General features: G+C 63.4%; 18 protein-coding genes, 1 tRNA gene and 1 pseudogene. 5 read left to right on the plus strand and 15 right to left on the minus strand.

What is annotated here, in order from left to right; genetic code table 11:
- Positions 1 to 170: 170 nt before the first annotated feature.
- The 13 genes from WGH93_RS06315 to WGH93_RS06375 form a co-directional block, all read right to left on the minus strand.
- Positions 171 to 1,220: a peptidoglycan DD-metalloendopeptidase family protein gene (locus tag WGH93_RS06315; RefSeq protein WP_374764016.1), complete on the minus strand. Its 1,050-nt coding sequence runs from the start codon at positions 1,218 to 1,220 to the stop codon at positions 171 to 173.
- 58 nt (positions 1,221 to 1,278) lie between these two features.
- On the minus strand, positions 1,279 to 2,070 hold the full coding sequence (gene surE / locus WGH93_RS06320; protein ID WP_374764017.1) for a 5'/3'-nucleotidase SurE: 792 nt from the start codon (positions 2,068 to 2,070) through the stop codon (positions 1,279 to 1,281).
- Between the two features lie 63 nt (positions 2,071 to 2,133).
- Positions 2,134 to 3,408, minus strand: a complete 1,275-nt coding sequence (gene serS / locus WGH93_RS06325) for a serine--tRNA ligase (RefSeq protein ID WP_374764018.1) — start codon at positions 3,406 to 3,408, stop codon at positions 2,134 to 2,136.
- Between the two features lie 42 nt (positions 3,409 to 3,450).
- Positions 3,451 to 4,290: a twin-arginine translocase subunit TatC gene (gene tatC / locus WGH93_RS06330; protein ID WP_374764019.1), complete on the minus strand. Its 840-nt coding sequence runs from the start codon at positions 4,288 to 4,290 to the stop codon at positions 3,451 to 3,453.
- Positions 4,291 to 4,301: 11 nt separating this feature from the next.
- Positions 4,302 to 4,685 carry a Sec-independent protein translocase protein TatB gene (tatB, locus tag WGH93_RS06335; RefSeq protein WP_374764020.1) on the minus strand — a complete coding sequence of 128 codons (384 nt, stop codon included), beginning with the start codon at positions 4,683 to 4,685 and terminating at the stop codon, positions 4,302 to 4,304.
- A gap of 54 nt (positions 4,686 to 4,739) precedes the next feature.
- Positions 4,740 to 5,030, minus strand: coding sequence for a twin-arginine translocase TatA/TatE family subunit (gene tatA / locus WGH93_RS06340; protein WP_374764021.1), 291 nt, complete (start codon positions 5,028 to 5,030; stop codon positions 4,740 to 4,742).
- 106 nt (positions 5,031 to 5,136) lie between these two features.
- A complete protein-coding gene (gene scpB / locus WGH93_RS06345; protein WP_374764022.1) occupies positions 5,137 to 5,916 on the minus strand; it encodes an SMC-Scp complex subunit ScpB in 780 nt (259 codons plus the stop codon).
- The gene (locus tag WGH93_RS06350) at positions 5,913 to 6,710 is read right to left on the minus strand and encodes a segregation and condensation protein A (protein ID WP_374764040.1); all 798 of its coding nucleotides are present in this window, start codon (positions 6,708 to 6,710) and stop codon (positions 5,913 to 5,915) included. The genes scpB and WGH93_RS06350 overlap by 4 nt, the downstream gene beginning before the upstream one ends.
- 59 nt (positions 6,711 to 6,769) lie before the next feature.
- A complete protein-coding gene (locus tag WGH93_RS06355) occupies positions 6,770 to 7,420 on the minus strand; it encodes a site-2 protease family protein (RefSeq protein WP_374764023.1) in 651 nt (216 codons plus the stop codon).
- Positions 7,420 to 8,445: a beta-N-acetylhexosaminidase gene (nagZ, locus tag WGH93_RS06360; protein ID WP_374764024.1), complete on the minus strand. Its 1,026-nt coding sequence runs from the start codon at positions 8,443 to 8,445 to the stop codon at positions 7,420 to 7,422. Before nagZ ends, WGH93_RS06355 begins: the two co-directional genes overlap by 1 nt.
- A 27-nt stretch (positions 8,446 to 8,472) precedes the next feature.
- The gene (locus WGH93_RS06365; RefSeq protein WP_374764025.1) at positions 8,473 to 9,435 is read right to left on the minus strand and encodes an SPOR domain-containing protein; all 963 of its coding nucleotides are present in this window, start codon (positions 9,433 to 9,435) and stop codon (positions 8,473 to 8,475) included.
- Positions 9,436 to 9,449: 14 nt separating this feature from the next.
- Positions 9,450 to 11,213, minus strand: a complete 1,764-nt coding sequence (gene argS, locus WGH93_RS06370) for an arginine--tRNA ligase (protein ID WP_374764026.1) — start codon at positions 11,211 to 11,213, stop codon at positions 9,450 to 9,452.
- Positions 11,210 to 12,448 carry a deoxyguanosinetriphosphate triphosphohydrolase gene (locus WGH93_RS06375; RefSeq protein WP_374764027.1) on the minus strand — a complete coding sequence of 413 codons (1,239 nt, stop codon included), beginning with the start codon at positions 12,446 to 12,448 and terminating at the stop codon, positions 11,210 to 11,212. The genes argS and WGH93_RS06375 overlap by 4 nt, the downstream gene beginning before the upstream one ends.
- Before the next feature lie 155 nt (positions 12,449 to 12,603).
- Here WGH93_RS06375 and erpA point away from each other — a divergent pair, with 155 nt between their 5' ends.
- On the plus strand, positions 12,604 to 12,996 hold the full coding sequence (erpA, locus tag WGH93_RS06380; protein ID WP_374764028.1) for an iron-sulfur cluster insertion protein ErpA: 393 nt from the start codon (positions 12,604 to 12,606) through the stop codon (positions 12,994 to 12,996).
- Between the two features lie 255 nt (positions 12,997 to 13,251).
- Positions 13,252 to 14,043: an exodeoxyribonuclease III gene (gene xth, locus WGH93_RS06385; protein WP_374764029.1), complete on the plus strand. Its 792-nt coding sequence runs from the start codon at positions 13,252 to 13,254 to the stop codon at positions 14,041 to 14,043.
- A 13-nt stretch (positions 14,044 to 14,056) separates the two neighbouring features.
- Here the strand turns inward: xth and ilvD are convergent, their stop codons facing one another.
- Entirely contained in the window at positions 14,057 to 15,895 is a 1,839-nt protein-coding gene (gene ilvD / locus WGH93_RS06390; RefSeq protein ID WP_374764030.1) for a dihydroxy-acid dehydratase, read from the minus strand.
- A 187-nt stretch (positions 15,896 to 16,082) separates the two neighbouring features.
- On the opposite strand from ilvD, the gene WGH93_RS06395 reads away from it, so the two are divergent.
- Positions 16,083 to 16,158 (plus strand) — tRNA-Thr (locus WGH93_RS06395).
- A 473-nt stretch (positions 16,159 to 16,631) separates the two neighbouring features.
- Positions 16,632 to 16,823 carry a helix-turn-helix transcriptional regulator gene (locus WGH93_RS06400; protein ID WP_374764031.1) on the plus strand — a complete coding sequence of 64 codons (192 nt, stop codon included), beginning with the start codon at positions 16,632 to 16,634 and terminating at the stop codon, positions 16,821 to 16,823.
- 46 nt (positions 16,824 to 16,869) lie between these two features.
- Here the strand turns inward: WGH93_RS06400 and tnpC are convergent.
- Positions 16,870 to 17,796 (minus strand): annotated as a pseudogene (tnpC, locus tag WGH93_RS06405) (IS66 family transposase); the annotation flags it as partial.
- 185 nt (positions 17,797 to 17,981) lie between these two features.
- Here tnpC and WGH93_RS06410 point away from each other — a divergent pair.
- On the plus strand, positions 17,982 to 18,244 hold a 263-nt coding region (locus tag WGH93_RS06410; RefSeq protein WP_374764033.1), incomplete at its 3' end, for a transposase family protein.

Consider the following 18,244-nt stretch of genomic DNA (forward strand, 5'->3'; position numbering starts at 1 on the left):
GCCGATCCTTTGCGCGGACTATACGCACGCTGCCATTAAATGCAACAGCCCCGCCGCCGGGCGTCAAGCCCGAACAGGTGCCGGCGCCCTTCAAGAACGATCAGATGGGGACTGTCACATTCCGATGCAACCCCCACCGGCCCCACGCACCGACAAAAGCCTGCCCGCCATCACCGCTGCGCCGTCTGGCGGCCCAGATGGCGCAAGGGGTCCAGCGCCTGTCGGCCCTTGCGGATTTCGAAATGAAGCTGCGGGCGGGAAACGCCGCCGGTATCCCCCACGCGCGCCACCGGCTCGCCTTTCTTCACGGTCTGCCCTTCCCTTACCAGCAGGCGCTCATTATGGGCATAGGCAGTGATCCAGCCGCCGCTGTGCTTGATCAGCAGCAGATTGCCATATCCCTTGAGCGCATCGGAGGCATAGACCACCACGCCCGCCTCTGCGGCACGCACCGGGGCACCGCGATCCGCCAGAATATTGATGCCGTCATTATGGCGCCCGCCCTTTTTCGGCCCATAGCGCGAGGCCACCGCCCCCTTGACCGGCCAGGCAAAGCGGCTGCCGGTGCGCGGCGGCGGCTTGGGCGTGGATTTCTTCTGTGTTCGCTGTGCGGTGCGTCGGCTGGTGGCGCTCGACTTGCTGCGCGCGGCGCTGCCGCTGTCCGCCACCTGTGAACGCGCACCGCCAGGTAGGCGCAGCTTCTGGCCGATTTCCAGCGTATAAGGCGGGCCGATACCGTTTTCCTGCATCAGTTCGGACACGGTCACGTCATAGCGCCGGGAAATGGAATAGCCTGTTTCCCCCTTTTTCACCACATGCACCTTGGCGGTGGGCAGGCTCAGGCGGTCCCCCACCATCAATGTGTAGGGCGGCGACAGATCATTGGCCCGGATCAGCCGTTGCAGCGACACGCCATACTGCCGCGACAGACCATAAAGCGTATCGCCCTTTTCCACCTTGATCGCGCCGCCACTACTGGCGCGGGCGCTGGCCTGAGCGCGGGAACGGCTTGGCTTCCACTTCGGAAAGGGCACGGGAATGGGGGAGTTGCGCACCTGATGGACCGGCTGGATATCCGCCGGATTGATGGGGCCGCCACCACATGCGGCCAGCATCAGGGCCGCCGCCAATGCCAGCAGCCCCCCCGGCAAGGCCGAGGGTCGCTTGGGCCGACCGGGCTTGGGGTGCCCGGCACCGACCATCTGGACGGGCGCACGCATCATGGCCCATTGATAGCGGCCCGCAGGCCCACGGGCAAGCGCCCGCGAGCGCGCTCCGTCAGTCCCGCAGCGCGGGATCGTTCGCCAGATGCTCCGCCAGGGCGCGGCGGGTCTGATGGTGGGTCAGGTCCATATGCAGCGGCGTTACGGAAATCCGCTTTTCGCGGGCTGCTTTCAGGTCCGTCTCATGGCCGGGCATTCCTACTTCGCGCCCCAGCCCGAACCAGTAATAGGTGAAGCCCCGCGGGTCCGTGCGCTCCTCGATATTGTTGGAATTGATCTCCCGGCGCCCCTGCTCCGTCACCTGGATGCCGGCCACCTCTTCGGGCGGAAAGGCGGGGAAATTCACATTCATCAGCACGCCCTCGTCCCAGTGCGCCTCGATCAGCGACTGAATGACCTTTGGCGCCATGGTTTCCGCCGTTTCCCAGCGGGTCTTCTGACCGGGCCGGATGCACTGGCTCAGCGCAATGGCCGGAATACCCGCCAAGGTGGCCTCCATGGCCACGCTCACCGTGCCCGAATAGGTGATATCCTCGCCCAGATTGCCGCCGCGATTGATGCCGGACAGCACCAGGGTCGGCGGGCAGTCCTTCATGATCTTGCCTACCGCCATCATGATACAGTCGGTCGGGGTACCCTGCACCGCCCAGCGCTTGGCCGCCACTTCACGGATGCGCAGCGGGTGGGTCAGGGTCAGCGAATGGCCCGCGCCCGACTGCTCGCTTTCCGGGGCGATGATCCACACATCATCGCTGAACCGCCGGGCGATCTTTTCCAGCAATGCGATGCCGGGCGCGTTGATCCCGTCATCGTTACACACAAGAATACGCTTGGGAGACACTGACATGTCAGTCCTTTCGTCCAGCAGGAGAAGCAAAGGGCACGGGTGGCAAAAGCGGCTGGCGACCGGTCAGCCGATCATCTCGATTCCGCCCATATAGGGGCGGAGCGCCTCAGGCACGCGAACCCGGCCATCATTGGTCTGATAGTTTTCCATCACCGCGATGAGCGTGCGCCCCACCGCCAGGCCGGAGCCGTTCAGCGTATGCACGAAGCGGGTCTTTTTCTCGCCTTTCGGGCGGGTACGCAGATTCATCCGGCGGGCCTGAAAGTCACCACACCAGGAACAGCTCGAAATCTCCCGGTAGCGGCCCTGACCCGGCAACCAGACCTCAAGATCATAGGTGCGGCGCGCGGCAAAGCCGATATCCCCGGCGCACAGCTTGACCACCCGATAGGGCAGCCCCAGCTTTTGCAGCACGGATTCCGCCGCCGCCGTCTTGCGCTCCAGTTCCGCTTCGCCGTCTTCCGGCGTGGTAAGAGAGACAAGCTCCACCTTGGAAAACTGATGTTGGCGGATCATGCCGCGCGTATCCCGGCCAGCGGCCCCCGCCTCAGACCGGAAACAGGGCGTCAGCGCGGTAAAGCGCCTGGGCAGGGCCTCCTCCGGTACGATTTCCCCCGCATGGAGATTGGTCAGCGTCACTTCCGCCGTGGGGATCAGCCATTGGCCCTCCTCCGTGCGGTACAGATCATCGGTGAATTTGGGCAACTGGCCGGTGCCGATCAAGGGATCGTCCCGCACCAGAACCGGTGTCTGCACTTCCTCATAGCCGTTTTCGGACAGTTGCAGGTCCAGCATGAACTGGCCGATGGCCCGTTCCAGCCGGGCGAGCGGGCCGGTAAGCACCACAAAGCGGGAGCCCGACAGCTTCGCCGCCCGGTCAAAATCCATATGGCCCAGCGCCTCGCCCAGGGCGAAATGCTCTTGCGGCTCGAAATCGAAGGCGGGCGGCTCTCCCCAGCCGCGCACTTCCTCATTATCGTCCTCATCGGCGCCGTCCGGCACGTCGTCCGCGATCCAGTTGGGCAGCGCCAGCAGCCGGGCGGACAGATCCTCATCCAAACGGGCCACCTGACCGTCAATCTCCGACAGCCGTTTTTTCAGGGTCGACACTTCCTCGATCAGGGCCTGGGCGCCGGCCTCATCCCCGCTGGCCTTGGCCTTTCCGATGGCCTTGGAGGCTTCGTTGCGGCGAGCCTGCGCTTCCTGTTGTTCGGTCATCAGGGCGCGGCGCTCCCGGTCCAGCGACAGCAGGGTCTGGGCAGCGGGTGCCGCACCCCGGCGCTCAAGGGCCGTGTCAAAGGCTTCGGGATTGTCACGAACGGCTTTCAGGTCAAACATCAGGGCCTCATACCACTGGCAGGATCACGGATCTGAACGATGTCAGGCGCTGTCCGCATTCTCGCGGGCGGCGCTGCGGCGCTCATGGGCCGCAATCAGAAAGATGGACAGCTCATACAAGAGCAGCACCGGGATGCCAAGGGCGATCTGGCTCACCGGGTCAGGCGGGGTCAGCAGCGCGGCCATCAGAAAGGTAACCACAATGGCATAACGCCGCTTTTCCCTGAGCCCCTGCGCCGTCACAAGACCGGCACGCCCCATCAGGGTCAGCGCCACCGGCATCAGAAAGGCGAGTCCGAAAGCGAACACCATCTGCATGATCAGCCCCAGATATTCGCTGACCCGCGCTTCCGCTTCAACACGCACGCCACCGCCCGCGCCGGACTCCTCGAAGCTCAGCAGAAATTCCCACGCCCAGGGGATGACCACGAAATAGGCCAGCGCCGCGCCGGACGCAAACAACACCGGTGTCGCCACCAGAAAGGGGCGAAACGCCTTTTTCTCGTGGGAATAGAGCCCCGGCGCCACGAATTTCCATATCTGGGTGGCCAGCAGCGGAAACGTGACCATAAATGCGGCATAAAGCGCCACCTTCAGATTCACGACGAATTTTTCCATCAGGCCGGTGAAAATCATCCGCACCGACTCCGGGTCCGGGTGCACGGCCACATAGGGCCGGGCGAGAATCTGGAACAGTTCACTGGCAAAGCCGAAAGCGATCACAAAGGCGATGCCCATGCCGATCAATACCCGGATCAACCGCGTGCGCAGCTCCACCAGATGGCTGAGCAGCGGCGCGCGGCTCGCCTCGATTCCGCCCTCATCGTCCGGCAGGAAGTCCGGCCCTGACGGCATGTCGTCATTCCCGGAAGAAAATTTCATCGGGCCACCGGTCATGAGCGGCCCTCCCCGCCATCGCCATCCGTGCCGCCGGGGGAGCCATCCTCATTGGCCAGCACCACGCCGTCATCATTGGCGCCCACCGGCACGTCGCCGTTGCGGCCTTCCTTGCGGGACATGATGTGCTCGGTGATCTCGAAAGGGTCCATGCCGGGCTTCAAGCCTTCCCGGTCCCGCTCTTCGCGGAAGGGGTCGGCTTCCCGCTCCACCTCGTCGGCCAGATCATCCAGCGCCCGGCGAAAATCCGCCGTCAACCGGCGCCCCTTGCGCATCAGGCCGCCCGCCGCGCGCAGCAGTCGCGGCAGTTCCTTTGGCCCCACCACCACCAGGGCCAGCACCGCCACCACCAGCAATTCCATTGTGCCGAGATCAAACATGATATGCCGCCGGGGCTGGCTGCAACGGCGCCCGCGAGCGCCGAAAGCCGGTTATCAGGATTTCCCGTCGCCGTTGGCCCCGGTTTTTTCAGAGGCTTTTTCAGGGTCTTTTTTCGGGGCCTTCACGGCCTCCCCCTCAATGGTCCCGTGGGAGTCGATGGCTCTGGGCGTCCCCGTGCCGTCCTGATTGGCCGACGTGTCATCATCACCGTCGTCCCTCAGCCCCTTCTTGAAGCTGGTAATGCCCTTGGCCACATCACCCATCAGGCTGGAAATCTTGCCCCGACCGAACAGCAGAATCACCAGCAGGGCCACAATGGCCAACTGTATCCAGCTCGGAAACATGGCGCGCTCTCCTTGTCATCTAGCGGGCCGTTCACGGCGGCCCTCCACGGCGATGTAGCACGGCGCGGCGGCTTGCAACAGCCCCCTTTTGGCACGGTTTGCCGGGTCAGCCGTCTTCATTGCCACCGTGGCGGAATTCCAGTTCATCCTCACCCACCGGGTCATTCACCGGATCGCGCACGGTCTCCTGCGCCCGGCGCGCATCCCCGGCGGCGCGTGTGGTGTCCATGATCGCTTCTTCAAGGTCGATCTGGCGACTGTCACTGCCCGCCGCCGCCCCGCCAATGGCGGTCAGGGCGTCCTCCACACTTTCCAGCAGACCAGCGGCGCGCAGGTCTTCCAGCCCCGGCAGGTCGTTGATGTCATTCAGCGAGAAATGCGCCAGAAAAGCATCCGTGGTGCCGAATGTCATGGGCCGACCCGGCGTTTTCCGGCGCCCGCGCGGGCGCAGCCAGCCCGCTTCCATCAGCACGTCCAGGCTGCCCTTGCTGGTGGTCACGCCGCGTATCTGTTCGATCTCCGCACGGGTGACAGGCTGATGATAGGCAATGATCGCCAGCGTCTCCACCGCCGCGCGCGACAGCCTGCGCGGCTCCTCCACCGTCTGGCGCAGAAGAAAGCCCATGTCCTCGGCGGTGCGGAAAAACCACTTGCCCCCCGCCTGTGCCAGTTCAAATCCGCGGCCTTCATGGTCCGCCCGCACCGAATCCACCAGCGCCTGCACATCCACCCCGCCCGGCAGGCGCGCGGCGATTTCCGGCAGGCTGAGGGGGCGGTCGGTGGCGAACAGAATGGCCTCCACCATGCGCCGGGCCTCAAACCAGCGTTCCCGGCTGGTTTCCGGGCCGGGAACGTCCAGGTCAAGTCGGTCGCTGCTGTCGGTCATGTGTCATCCTCCTGCCGGGGGGACGGCGCCTCCACGGCATCGCGGGCCCGCAGATATAGCGGCCCATAGGTCTCCGTCTGGTTCAGAACCGCCTTGCCCTGCCGGGTCAGCTCCAGGCTGGCGGCAAACAGGCTCGCCAGCGCCGAGCGGCGCATTCGCGGATCATCGCCCACGGGGGGCAGGAAACTCATCAGGTCCGACCAGCTATAACGGTCCCCGATCAGGTCGCGCAGGCGCTCCAGCGCGTCTTCCATGGCATAGACGGGGCGCCGCTCGATCCTGAGCGAACCGCCCTGATGGCGGATCTGATGGTCGCCATAAGCCCGCAGCAATTCATACAGCGACAGATCATAAATGCCGCGCCGGTCATCCTCCAACCCCTCCGGGGCGCCGCGCATGAACACATCCCGTCCCAGCCGGGCACGCGCCATCAACCGGGCGCCCACATCGCGCATGGCTTCCAGCCGTTGCAGGCGCAATTGCAGGCGCAGTGCCAGGTCTTCCGCGCTTGGCTCCTCCTCGGTGTCTTCCTTCGGCAGCAGCAGGCGGGATTTCAAAAAGGCCAGCCAGGCGGCCATCACCAGATAATCGGCGGCCAGTTCCAGCTTCAGGCGCCGGGCGGTATTGATGAAATCCAGATACTGTTCCACCAGCGCCAGAATGGAAATGCGCGTCAGATCCACCTTCTGGCTGCGCGCCAGCGTCAGCAGCAGGTCCAGCGGCCCCTCGAAGCCGTCCAGGTCCAGCACCAGCCGTTCCGGGTCATAGGGGGGCGGCGCCTCCGGCGCTTCCATCCCCGCCTCCCAGAAACCGGCCTGGTCGATGTCGGGATCGTCCTGTTCGCGTGTATCGCTCAAACCGGCACCCCCACCAGGGCATTGATGGTTTCAAAGAAGAACAGCGTGGGCCCCAGCACCACTTCCTTTGCCAGCAGGATCAGGCCGATCAGGATGAAAAAACCGAACGGCGCCACCGAAAGATAGCGGCTGCGCGCCGGTTCGGGCAAAAATTCCGCCACCACGCCGGACCCATCCAGCGGCGGGATGGGCAGCAGATTGAAGACCATGAACAGGCAGTTCATGAATACCCCGTAAACCGCCGTGGTCACCAGCCATCCGTCACCGGCGGCCCCGCCCCACAGGGCAAAGCGTATGGCATAGGCAAAGGCCACGGCCAGCAACAGGTTCATCAGGGGCCCGGCCAGCGCCACGGCGATCATGTCCCGGCGCTTGTTCTTGAAATGCTCGGGCCGGATCATCACCGGCTTGGCATAGCCGATCAGGAAAGGCATGGCGAACAGCACCGCCGCCATGGGAATCAGCACCGTGCCCACCGGATCGAAATGCCGGAAGGGGTTGAGGCTCAGCCGCCCCTGCGATTTGGGCGTGATGTCCCCCAGCGCATTGGCGGCATAGGCGTGGCCAGCCTCGTGCAGGGTGACGGCGAACATGAACGGCAGGGCCATCACGCTGAGCAGGGTCAGGCTTTCGGACAGGCTGGGCATCAGGTTTCCTTTTCCGCGAGCAGGCCGTGACAGGCTTCAAGGGCCGCATCCAGCGCCGCGCGATCCACCGGCGCCGCCGGGGTCCGGGCCCGCGCCATGGCGCCATCAAGCGCGCGGCCCAGGCTCGCCGGCGCCTCCGGCACGGCGGCGGCGATCGCTTCCATTTCCGCCATGTCCCCATTGCAGTGAAGCGCCAGATCGCAGCCCGCCGCCAGCGCGGCCACGGCCCGCGCGCCCATCGGCCCGGTCAGTGCCTTCATGGACAGGTCATCGCTCATCAGCAGGCCGCCGAACCCCATCCACATGCGGATCACCCGGCCAATAATGGCGCGGGACAGCGTGGCGGGCCGCCGCCCGTCCAACGCGGTATAGGCCACATGCGCCGTCATGGCAAAGGGCGCGTCCCCCAATGCCCGAAACGGCCGGAAATCCACCGCTTTCAGGCTGGATTCAGGGGCTGTGACCACCGGCAGGCTCTCATGGCTGTCCAGCGTGGCCCGACCATGGCCGGGCACATGCTTGACCACGGGCAACACCCCGCCCGCCAGAAGCGCATCCACCACCACCCGGCCAAGACGCGCCACCCGATCCGGGTCATCGCCAAACGCCCGGTCGCCGATCACATTGTCGGCGCCGGGGTGCACCACATCCAGCAATGGCAGACAGTTCACCGTGATCCCGGCCCTGCGCAGATCCTCGGCAAGCGCCGCCACGGTCAGGCCAAGGGCGCGGCGGGCCAGCGCGGGATCATACCGGTCCACCGCGCCGAACAATCCCATGGCGGGATAGGCCGGCCAGTGGGGCGGCGCCATGCGCTGCACCCGGCCACCTTCCTGATCGATCAAAATGGGTATATCGCGCCGCCCCATCAGGTCTTTCAGGGAGTCGGTCAATGCGCGCAATTCATCGCCCGTGCCCACATTGCGACGGAACAGGATGAAGCCAGCCGGGCGCACGGAACGGAAAAAAGCCGCCTCCGCATCGCTCAGGCGCGGGCCACTCAGGGAATAAAGGACCGGAATCACAATGCCGCCTCCCTCACCCGTCCCGGATCAGGACGGGCCGACCACGATACAGGCCTGCTGTCCGGCCCTCAGTGCCACGCAAAGCTGATCCGCCGCGGTACGATCCTCAAGCGGCCCGGCGCGCAGGCGGAACAGTGTCCTGCCACCGCTTTGCACCGATTCCACCGCATGGTTCAGACCTTTCAGCGCGTCCGGGAAGCGCCTTTGCGCCTCGGCCCAGGCATTGTCCGCCGTTTCCCGCCGGGAATAGGCGCCCAGTTGAACGCGGAAACGGTCAACGGCAAGTGCCGGGGCGTCGTCTTTTTCCGTGCCCGCCGCGCCGTCATCTTCATCATCCGGGGCCTCCGGCTTTCTGGCCGGTGTGGGGGCGCGATCCGCCACATCGTTGGATGCGCCGGTCATGGTCTCGCCGCCCGCCTGCTTTTCCTCGACCGTCTGGCGGATGCCATCCAGCCGGGACCGGCTGTCCGCCTGCCCCTGCACGGCGCTATCGGGCGCGGCTTCATCTTGCTCCGGCGTGCTTTCAGCCGGTGCGGCGCTCTCCGCCTCCCCTTCCGGGGCGCTCTCAGGGGTGTTATCAGGGGCGCTTTGCGCCTCAGGCAGGGACTCTACGGGCTCCTCCGCCTCCGGCGCCAGAGTCGCCGCGCTTTCCGAAGCCGGATCGCGGCCCTGGGCGCGATCGAAAACCTTCTTGTCCCGGTTCGCCACATCCATGCCGCCGCGCTCTTCGGGTCGTTCCTTCACCGGGCCATCCGGCGCGGCGACCCGGATAGGCGGGCCGTCCTGCGCGTCATCCATATACAGATACAGCATGGCGGCCACCAAAAGCCCCACCAGCGCAAGGGCGGCGCCACTGGCCGCCAAAAGCGGCCCGCGCCCCTTGAACAGGTCGGTGTCGGCCTGCAACTCCTCCTCCGGCACGGGTTGCAGCCAGGGGGGCGTTTCCCGATCCGGGGGGCTATCGGAATTGTTCCTGTCGGTCTCGCTCATGGGTTTCCGCCGTCCTACCGCAATTCCTCGACCGGGGTAACGCCCATGACCTCAAGCCCGCTGGCGATCACCAACGCCACCGACCGGATCATGGCCAGCCGCGCCGCGGTGAGTGCCGCATTATCGGCCTGCACGAAGCGCAGCTCCGGCGCGTCATTGCCCTTGTTCCAGAAACTATGCAACTCACTGGCAAGCTCATAAAGGAAAAATGCCAGCCGGTGTGGTTCATGGGCTTCCGCCGCGGCGGCCACCTGCCGGGGCCATTCCAGCACACGGCGGATCATCGCCACCTCCGCCGGGTCCGCCAGCAGGCTCATATCCGCACCGGCCAGGGCCTCATCATCCACATCCAGATCGGGGTGCGTTTCCCGCACCCGCGCCAGCACACTATGCACACGGGCATGGGCATATTGCACGTAAAAGACCGGGTTGTCCTTGCTTTGATCCTTCACCTTGGCGAAATCGAAATCCAGCGGCGCGTCATTCTTGCGGGTCAGCATGATGAAGCGGGTCACATCGGCGCCCACCGTGTCCACCACATCCTTGAGCGTGACAAAGGTTCCGGCCCGCTTGGACATTTTCACCGGCTCCCCGCCATCATAGAGATGCACGAGCTGGCACAGCTTCACATCAAGGTTCGCATCGTCGTCCAGAGCCTTGACCGCCGCCTTCATGCGCTTCACATAGCCGCCATGGTCGGCGCCCAGCACGTCGATCATGGTCTTGAAACCGCGCCTGATCTTGTCATGATGATAGGCGATGTCGGCGGCGAAATAGGTGAAGTCACCGGTGGACTTGCGCAAGGGCCGATCGCTGTCGTCACCGAAATGGGTGGTGCGGAACAGGGTCTGTTCCCGCGGTTCCCAGTCTTCCGGCTTCTTGCCCTTGGGCGGCTCCAGCACTCCCTGATAAATGTGGCCGCGCGCCTCCAGATGCTCCAGCACATCGGGGATGATGCCGCTGTCGTGCAGATCCTTCTCGGAAGTGAACACGTCGTGGCGCACGCCGAGCGCCGCCAGATCCGCACGGATCAGGTCCATCATCTGCGCCAGCACCACCGGGCGCAGCGCCGTAAGCACGGCGGCTTCATCCGCCGCCACCATGGCGGCGGTCACGGTGCCGTCCGCCACCGCCGCCTGAGCTGCGGTTTTCAGGTATTCGCCGGGATAAAGCCCTTCGGGGATGCCCGCATCGGGATCACGCTGGCCCAGCGCCTCCAGAACACGCAGATGGAAGGATCGGGTCAGCGTATCGATCTGGCTGCCCGCGTCATTGATATAATATTCCTTGGTGACCGAATGGCCGGTCTTGGCCAGCAGATTGGCCAGCGCATCGCCGAACACCGCACCCCGCACATGGCCCACATGCAAGGGCCCCGTGGGGTTGGCGGACACATATTCCACATTGACCGCGCTGTTCCCGCCCATATCACTGTCGCCAAAGGCGGTGCCGGCGCGCAGCACTTCCGGTATGCGGGCCTGAAGAAAGGCAGCCGTCAGGCGCAGATTGATGAAGCCGGGCCCCGCCACCTCCACGCTGGCGACACCATCCAGCGCTTCCAGCCGGGGCGCCATCATGTCCGCGATGGCACGGGGCTTCATGCGGGCCTGCTTCGCCAGCACCATGGCGGCATTGGTGGCGATATCGCCATGGGCGGGGTCACGCGGCGGCTCCACCGTCACCGAACCAAGATCCAGTTCCTGCGGAAGGGCGCCCTCGCGGCCCAGCGCCGCCAGCACATCGGCAATGCGCGCCGTGAAATGATCAAAAATATTCATAAGCTCACGCTATTCAGGTCAAACAGTTTGCGGTGTTCCCGGAAAGCGAACCGATCTGTCATGCCGGCGATGAAATCCGCCACCACGCGGGCCGTTTCCCAGCTTGCGGGGGCACCCGCGGCCTGCCCCCATTCGGTAGGGAGCACATCAGGCTCGGAGATATACAAAGAGAACAGGTCCCTGACCACCCTTTTCGCCTTTGATGTGGTGCGGTTGACCAGATAATGCCGGTACATGCGCTCGAACAGAAATGCCTTCAGTGCCTTGACCGCCGCCGCCGCATCATCGCTGAAGGCCACCACCGGCGCATCATGGGCGCGGATCGCGTCGGGACTGTCCGGGTTCAGCGCCTTGATCCGGCCATCCGTCTCCATCACCAGATCATTCACCAGGCGCGAGATCAGGCGGCGGACCAGCTCATGAATGGTGGCTTCGAACGAAGCGTCCGGCCAGGTCCAGCGCACTTCGTCGATCAGTTGCGACACGAAACCGATTTCCTTCAGTTCGTCCAGCGTGAACAGCCCTGCCCTCAGCCCGTCATCCAGATCATGACCGGAATAGGCGATGTCGTCGCTCAGCGCGGCCACCTGCGCTTCCGCGCTGGCAAAGCTGTGCAGTTCAAGATCATGATCCGGCAGATAATCGCGAAGGCCAAAGGGCAGGTCCTGCGGCGGGTTCTTCGGATCAATGGCGGCGTTCACCAGCGGGCCGTTATGCTTGGCCAGCCCTTCCAGGGTTTCCCAGGTCAGGTTCATGCCCTGAAACTGTGCGTAGCGACGTTCCAGCCGGGTTACCAAGCGGATGGCCTGGGCGTTGTGGTCAAAGCCGCCATACTCGGCCATGCAGGCATCCAGTTCCCCTTCCCCCGCATGGCCAAAGGGCGGATGACCCAGATCATGCGCCAGCGCCAGCGCTTCCCCCAGGTCTTCATTCAGATGCAGCAAGCGGCATACGGAACGGGCAATCTGCGCCACTTCCAGCGAATGGGTAAGCCGGGTGCGGTAATGATCGCCTTCATGATAAACGAACACCTGGGTCTTGTGCTTCAGGCGACGAAACCCGCTGGAATGAATCACCCGGTCCCTGTCCCGCTGAAAGGCGCTGCGGCTAGGGCTTTCCGGCTCCTTGTAAAGACGCCCGCGACTGGCGGCGGGATGACAGGCATAAGGGGCCAGCGTGTCCTCATATGAGGGAAGAGCAATGGTCGGGCCGGGCTCGGCGGGGCGCGTGGACATGGGCTCTGAACTCCCTTCCTTTGGAGCGGCATTCGGGCCGCGCACCTTAGGCAACCCGGCCCCGCGCGGCAAGACGCGAAACCGCCCGGCGTTTGACCTTGCCCCCTCAAAGCCCTATCTAAGGTGCACGGAATTCCAGTTGCGGAGAGAACGCCATGACGGCCAATCACACAGACCAGAACGCCCCCTCCCCCGCCGGGGCAGGCAAGGGCGCACCCGAAGCCCCCGTGGGCCTGAGCGCCCGCGCGGCCCGGCGCGTGGCCGAACTGATCCGCCAACAGGGCAAACCCGGCCTGATGCTGCGCGTCAAGGTGGACGGCGGCGGTTGCAGCGGCTTCCAGTACGGCTTCGACTTCGACACCGAAGCGGCTGAAGACGATATCAAGGTGGAGCGGGACGGCGTGACCATGCTGGTTGACAGCATGTCCCTGCTCTATCTGTCAGGCGCCGAAGTGGATTATGTGGAAGACCTGGTGGGCGCCAGCTTTCAGGTGACCAACCCCAATGCCGCCTCAAGCTGCGGCTGCGGCTCCAGTTTTAGTATTTGAAGATTTTTGCGCTCACGCAAGCGTGCTTCGCACGCGCTCCGCGAGGGCGCCGCATAGGCGGCGGGGCGCAGTCGCGCCCGTCGGATGGGTCCGCGCTTGTGGCGATAAAGGTGAGGCCGGTGTGAGTGGGGCGTGGGATGGAGCCGTGCGATAGGCGGGGCGTGCTTTCGGATGATCCTGTGTGCGGGAAAGCTTGACGCGGGGACGGCGGGCGGCCAGTGATATGGGCGATTTCATCACTTCGGGGAATGGTTCGTGAAAATCGCCTCTTTCAACATCAATGGCATCAAGGCACGCCTGCCGCGTCTGCTGGAATGGCTGGACAGCGGCGCGGCGGACGTGGTCGCGCTTCAGGAAATCAAGTCCATGGACGATACATTTCCCCGGCTGGAATTTGAGGATCGGGGCTGGCACGTGGAAACCCATGGGCAAAAGTCCTTCAACGGCGTGGCGCTGTTAAGCCGTCAGCCGCTGGAAGATGTGCGGCGCGGGCTGCCCCCCCTGGACCACACCGACCCCGACGATCCGCAGGCCCGCTATATCGAGGCCATCACGGGCGGCGTCAGGGTTGCCAGCATCTATGCCCCCAATGGCAACCCCCTGGACAGCGAGAAATTCCCCTACAAGCTGCACTGGATGGACCGGCTGATCGCCCATGGCGAAACGCTGCTCGCCGCGGAACAGCCTGTGGTGCTGGCGGGTGACTATAATGTGATCCCCACAAACGAGGACTGTCATGATCCCCCCGCCTGGGCCAATGATGCCCTGTTCCAGCCGGAATCCCGCGCCAGATTGCGCACGCTGCTGAATCAGGGATGGCTGGATGCCCTGCGGCAGCGCCAGCCCTCAGGCCGCGCCTTCACCTTCTGGGACTATCAGGGCGGCGCCTGGCAGAAGGACAATGGCATTCGGATCGACCATCTGCTCCTGTCCCCGGAAGCCGCCGATCATCTGGTGGACTGCCGGGTGGACCGCACCCCTCGCGGCAAGCAAAAGGCCAGCGATCACACCCCGATCATCGCGGACCTGGCACTGGATCGGGCCTGACGCAGGCGAACCGTCACACCTGCCGCACGGCGCCCTTGTCGGCGGACGTGGTAAGCGCCGCATAGGCACGCAGCGCCGCCGTCACCTTGCGCTGGCGCGGTGCTTCCGGCTGCCAGGCGCCCTCGCCCTTCGCCTCCATCGCGGCGCGGCGCCGCTCCAGCTCCGCGTCGTCCACGTCCAGATCGATGCGGCGCGCCGGAATATCGATCACCACCCGGTCCCCCGGCTGGACCAGCGCGATGCCGCCCCCCGCAGCCGCTTCCGGGCTGGCATGACCGATGGAAAGCCCGCTGGTACCACCGGAAAAACGCCCATCCGTCAGCAATGCGCACTCTTTCCCCAGCCCCATGGATTTCAGATAACTGGTGGGATACAGCATTTCCTGCATACCCGGCCCCCCGCGCGGCCCTTCATAGCGGATAATGACCACATCACCCGCCTTCACGGCACCGCCCAGAATGCCTTCTACCGCCGCATCCTGGCTTTCAAACACCACCGCCGGGCCACTGAAGCGCAGAATGCTTTCATCCACGCCCGCGGTTTTCACGATGCAGCCATTTTCCGCGATATTGCCAAACAGAACCGCCAGGCCGCCATCGGCTGAATAGGCATGGGATGCCGCCCTGATGCAGCCCTCTTCCCGGTCCAGGTCTAGGCTGTCATACCGCTTGTTCTGGGAAAAGGCCTGCTGGGTGGGCACACGCCCCGGTGCGGCCCGGTAGAAACGGTGAATGTCCGCATCATCAGTGCGGGCCACATCGAAAGCGTCCAACGCCTCCCCAAGGGTGGGTGTATGCACGGTGCCCACCTCCCGATTGATCAGACCGGCCCGGTCCAGTTCCCCCAACAGGGCGAAAATGCCGCCCGCCCGGTGAACATCCTGTATATGGTAGCGATCCGTCGCCGGGGCCACCTTGCACAGATTGGGCACATGCCGGCTCAGCCGATCGATATCGGCCATGGTGAAATCCACCCCCGCCTCGCGGGCAGCGGCCAGGATATGCAGAACCGTATTGGTGGACCCGCCCATGGCGATGTCCAGCGTCATGGCGTTTTCAAATGCAGCCCTGGTGGCGATCTCACGCGGGGTCGAGGGGCTGTTGCCCCCTTCATAATGCGACCGGGCCAGCGCTACGATGCGCCGCGCAGCCGTCAGGAACAGCTCCCGGCGATCCCCATGGGTGGCCAGCAGCGTGCCATTGCCCGGTAGCGCCAGCCCCAGCGCTTCGTTCAGGCAGTTCATGGAATTGGCGGTGAACATGCCGCTGCAAGACCCGCAGGTGGGACAGGCGGATCGCTCCACCACCGCCAGTTGTTCGTCCGACACATTGGGGTCCGCCGCCTGCACCATGGCATCCACAAGGTCCAGATTGTGGCTTTGGCCGTCATAATCGGCCTCCCCCGCCTCCATGGGACCGCCGGATACGAAAATGGTCGGAATATCCAGCCTCATGGCCGCCATCAACATGCCGGGCGTGATCTTGTCACAGTTGGAAATGCAGACCAGCGCATCGGCGCAATGGGCGTTGGCCATGTATTCCACGCTATCGGCTATGATCTCCCGGCTCGGCAGAGAATAAAGCATCCCATCATGGCCCATGGCGATGCCGTCATCCACCGCGATGGTATTGAACTCCTTCGCCACACCGCCCGCGCGCGCCACTTCCTCGGCCACCATGCGGCCCATGTCCCGCAGGTGCACATGGCCGGGCACAAACTCGGTAAAGCTGTTGGCAACAGCGATCAAAGGCTTGCCGAAGTCCTCATCCGTCATGCCCGTGGCACGCCATAGCGCCCGCGCCCCCGCCATATTCCGGCCATGGGTGGTGGTTCTGGAACGATAAGGGGGCATGGCTGCGACCTCTCCATTCAATCAGCGAATACCGGCAAAACGCGCGCAACTTAACCACACAGCCAACCCCTGTCGATCCCGAATATGGCCCGCAGCCCACCAATCTGCGCAATTTCCAAAAACCCCACCAAAATCAGCACCACACCCTTGCGGGCCGGGCAAAATATGATAAAACGCGCAACACAAAGCCGGTATAGCTCAGTTGGTAGAGCAACTGATTTGTAATCAGTAGGCCCGGGGTTCGAATCCTCGTGCCGGCACCAATTTCCTTATTAAAATCAAATAGTTACGCTTTTCGCCTAGCGCAATAATATTGCGCGCTGTTTTGGGTAAGCAATAGGTAAGCAGAGAGCCAAGGAAAGACACGGCACCCCGCCCCTGCGGTTCATTCATGGCGGCGAGCCTCTTCCGTCGCAAGATGTTCATTGGATGAATGATCCTAATGTCGACAATACAAATAAAGTAAATTCAAAAAATAATCGTATCCGAAATATCAACCGCAAAAAATATATCATCGATCTATATTAAGGTGATTCGTCAATTTGACAGATTGTCAAATCGGATAATAAAATCTAAATATTTTTCGATTTTGTATTTTTTACTAGCAAGTTATTGATTTCTATAAAATTCTTTTTTAAAGATTTTTTGACATATTATGGGTATTTTTTTATAGTTGACGTTGCAATGAATCATGTTTTTCCTTGTGACAGATCAACGGCCAACACGAGGAAGATTGATGACTGATCTCAATGTTGAATTAGTTTCGCCAAAAAATGCGGCATCAATATTGCAAGTAAGCGTGGTGACGCTCGCTCGGTGGCGCCAACAAAATAAAGGGCCGAAATATTTTAAGTTAAGTGCAAAAAAGATCATGTACTCGAAAGAACACATATATAAATGGCTTGAATCTAATATCAATTCTTCATAATGCTAAAAATTTTTTGTAACCGCCCGGTTTAGACCGCCTTGCGCATTTATGCGGCTTCGGTCTCCGGCTTTGTGGCGTGCAGAGGCGCCCAGTTCCACGGCAGCAGTTCGTGCAGGCGGTTGACCTTGTGGTCATGGATCCGGTCCAGGACGTCGGCGAGGTAGGCCTGGGGGTCCAGACCATTCATTTTGGCGGTTTCGATCAGGGTCATGGCCCGCGCCAGGGTCTCGCCGCCGGTGTCGGCGCCGGCGAAGAGCCAGTTCTTCCGTCCGACGCCGATCGGGCGCATGGCACGCTCTGCCGCATTGTTGTCCATGGCAACGCGCCCGTCCTCAAGGAACAGCGTGAAAGCGGGCCAGCGGTTGAGCGCATAGCGGAACGCCTTGGCGAGGTCGCTCTTGCCGGGAACGCGGGTCAGTTGCTCTTCGGCCCAGGCCCTGAACGCAGCCCCCTTCCCGGCGCTGTATTTTTGGCGGGCCGCAAGCCGCATGTCGGCGGGCTGTCCCGCAATCTTGCGCTCGATATCATACAGCGCCCCGATCCGGTCGAGGGCCTCGCGGGCAATCGTGGACTTATTGGCGGTCCATACATCGTGGAAGGCGCGCCTCAGATGCGCCCAACACGCGGCCTCGCGGAACTGCTGCGCGCCATCCGCCCGACGGGCATACAGGTCCCTGAACCCGGCATAGGCGTCAGCCTGTAAAATGCCGCTCGATCTGGCGAGGTGACGGCGGGGGTGCTCGCCCTTTCGATTGGGAGAGAAGGCATAAACGACGCCTGGCGGCGCGGCACCAGACCAGGGTCGTTGATCTCTGACATAGGCCCAGACACGACCCTGCTTCACGGCCTTTCCAAGGGCTCTGTTCCTGCTGGACCGGTTGAGCACGCGGATGGGCGTGTCATCGGCATGCAGAACCGAACTGGCCATCACGTCCGCCTCCAGCGTTTCGATCAGTGGCGCCAGCGCCTTCATCGGTTCCTCGACGCTGCGAATGGATTCCGGGGTAGCGCGCTGCGGGCCTGTCTGGCACGTTTTCTGGCACACTTTGCCGCCGTTTTTGACCGAGCAGGAGCCGTGGCTGGCGGGCGCAGCCCCCATGTAGCGGAGCCCGTCAGCCACGGCGGCCTGCAGGACCGCAGGAACAGGGGGAGACGCTGATGGCTGGCAGTCAGGATATCTTTGCATTGGGTCTGGGGCTGGTGGAGCCCTGGGAGCTTCTGGACCAGCAGTTGGATACCGACACGCAGCCCCATGAGTTGCATCTGCGTGTCGGGGCTCGTCGGGGTGCCCTGTTTCCGTGCCCGGAATGCGGGCAGCCCTGCAAGGCCCACGACTTCAAGGAGATGACCTGGCGTCATCTCAATTTTTTCCAGCATCACTGTTATGTCACCGCCTGCGTACCGCGGACGACCTGCCCGGA

Source organism: Yunchengibacter salinarum, assembly GCF_037658235.1.
Lineage (GTDB): Bacteria > Pseudomonadota > Alphaproteobacteria > Sphingomonadales > Kordiimonadaceae > Yunchengibacter > Yunchengibacter salinarum.

Coding starts and splice junctions, on each gene's coding strand:
- WGH93_RS06315 (WP_374764016.1), bottom strand. CDS start 1,220: ATGCGTGCGCCCGTCCAGATGGTCGGTGCCGGGCACCCCAAGCCCGGT.
- surE (WP_374764017.1), bottom strand. CDS start 2,070: ATGTCAGTGTCTCCCAAGCGTATTCTTGTGTGTAACGATGACGGGATC.
- serS (WP_374764018.1), bottom strand. CDS start 3,408: ATGTTTGACCTGAAAGCCGTTCGTGACAATCCCGAAGCCTTTGACACG.
- tatC (WP_374764019.1), bottom strand. CDS start 4,290: ATGAAATTTTCTTCCGGGAATGACGACATGCCGTCAGGGCCGGACTTC.
- tatB (WP_374764020.1), bottom strand. CDS start 4,685: ATGTTTGATCTCGGCACAATGGAATTGCTGGTGGTGGCGGTGCTGGCC.
- tatA (WP_374764021.1), bottom strand. CDS start 5,030: ATGTTTCCGAGCTGGATACAGTTGGCCATTGTGGCCCTGCTGGTGATT.
- scpB (WP_374764022.1), bottom strand. CDS start 5,916: ATGACCGACAGCAGCGACCGACTTGACCTGGACGTTCCCGGCCCGGAA.
- WGH93_RS06350 (WP_374764040.1), bottom strand. CDS start 6,710: ATGGAAGCGCCGGAGGCGCCGCCCCCCTATGACCCGGAACGGCTGGTG.
- WGH93_RS06355 (WP_374764023.1), bottom strand. CDS start 7,420: ATGCCCAGCCTGTCCGAAAGCCTGACCCTGCTCAGCGTGATGGCCCTG.
- WGH93_RS06365 (WP_374764025.1), bottom strand. CDS start 9,435: ATGAGCGAGACCGACAGGAACAATTCCGATAGCCCCCCGGATCGGGAA.
- argS (WP_374764026.1), bottom strand. CDS start 11,213: ATGAATATTTTTGATCATTTCACGGCGCGCATTGCCGATGTGCTGGCG.
- WGH93_RS06375 (WP_374764027.1), bottom strand. CDS start 12,448: ATGTCCACGCGCCCCGCCGAGCCCGGCCCGACCATTGCTCTTCCCTCA.
- erpA (WP_374764028.1), top strand. CDS start 12,604: ATGACGGCCAATCACACAGACCAGAACGCCCCCTCCCCCGCCGGGGCA.
- ilvD (WP_374764030.1), bottom strand. CDS start 15,895: ATGCCCCCTTATCGTTCCAGAACCACCACCCATGGCCGGAATATGGCG.
- WGH93_RS06400 (WP_374764031.1), top strand. CDS start 16,632: ATGACTGATCTCAATGTTGAATTAGTTTCGCCAAAAAATGCGGCATCA.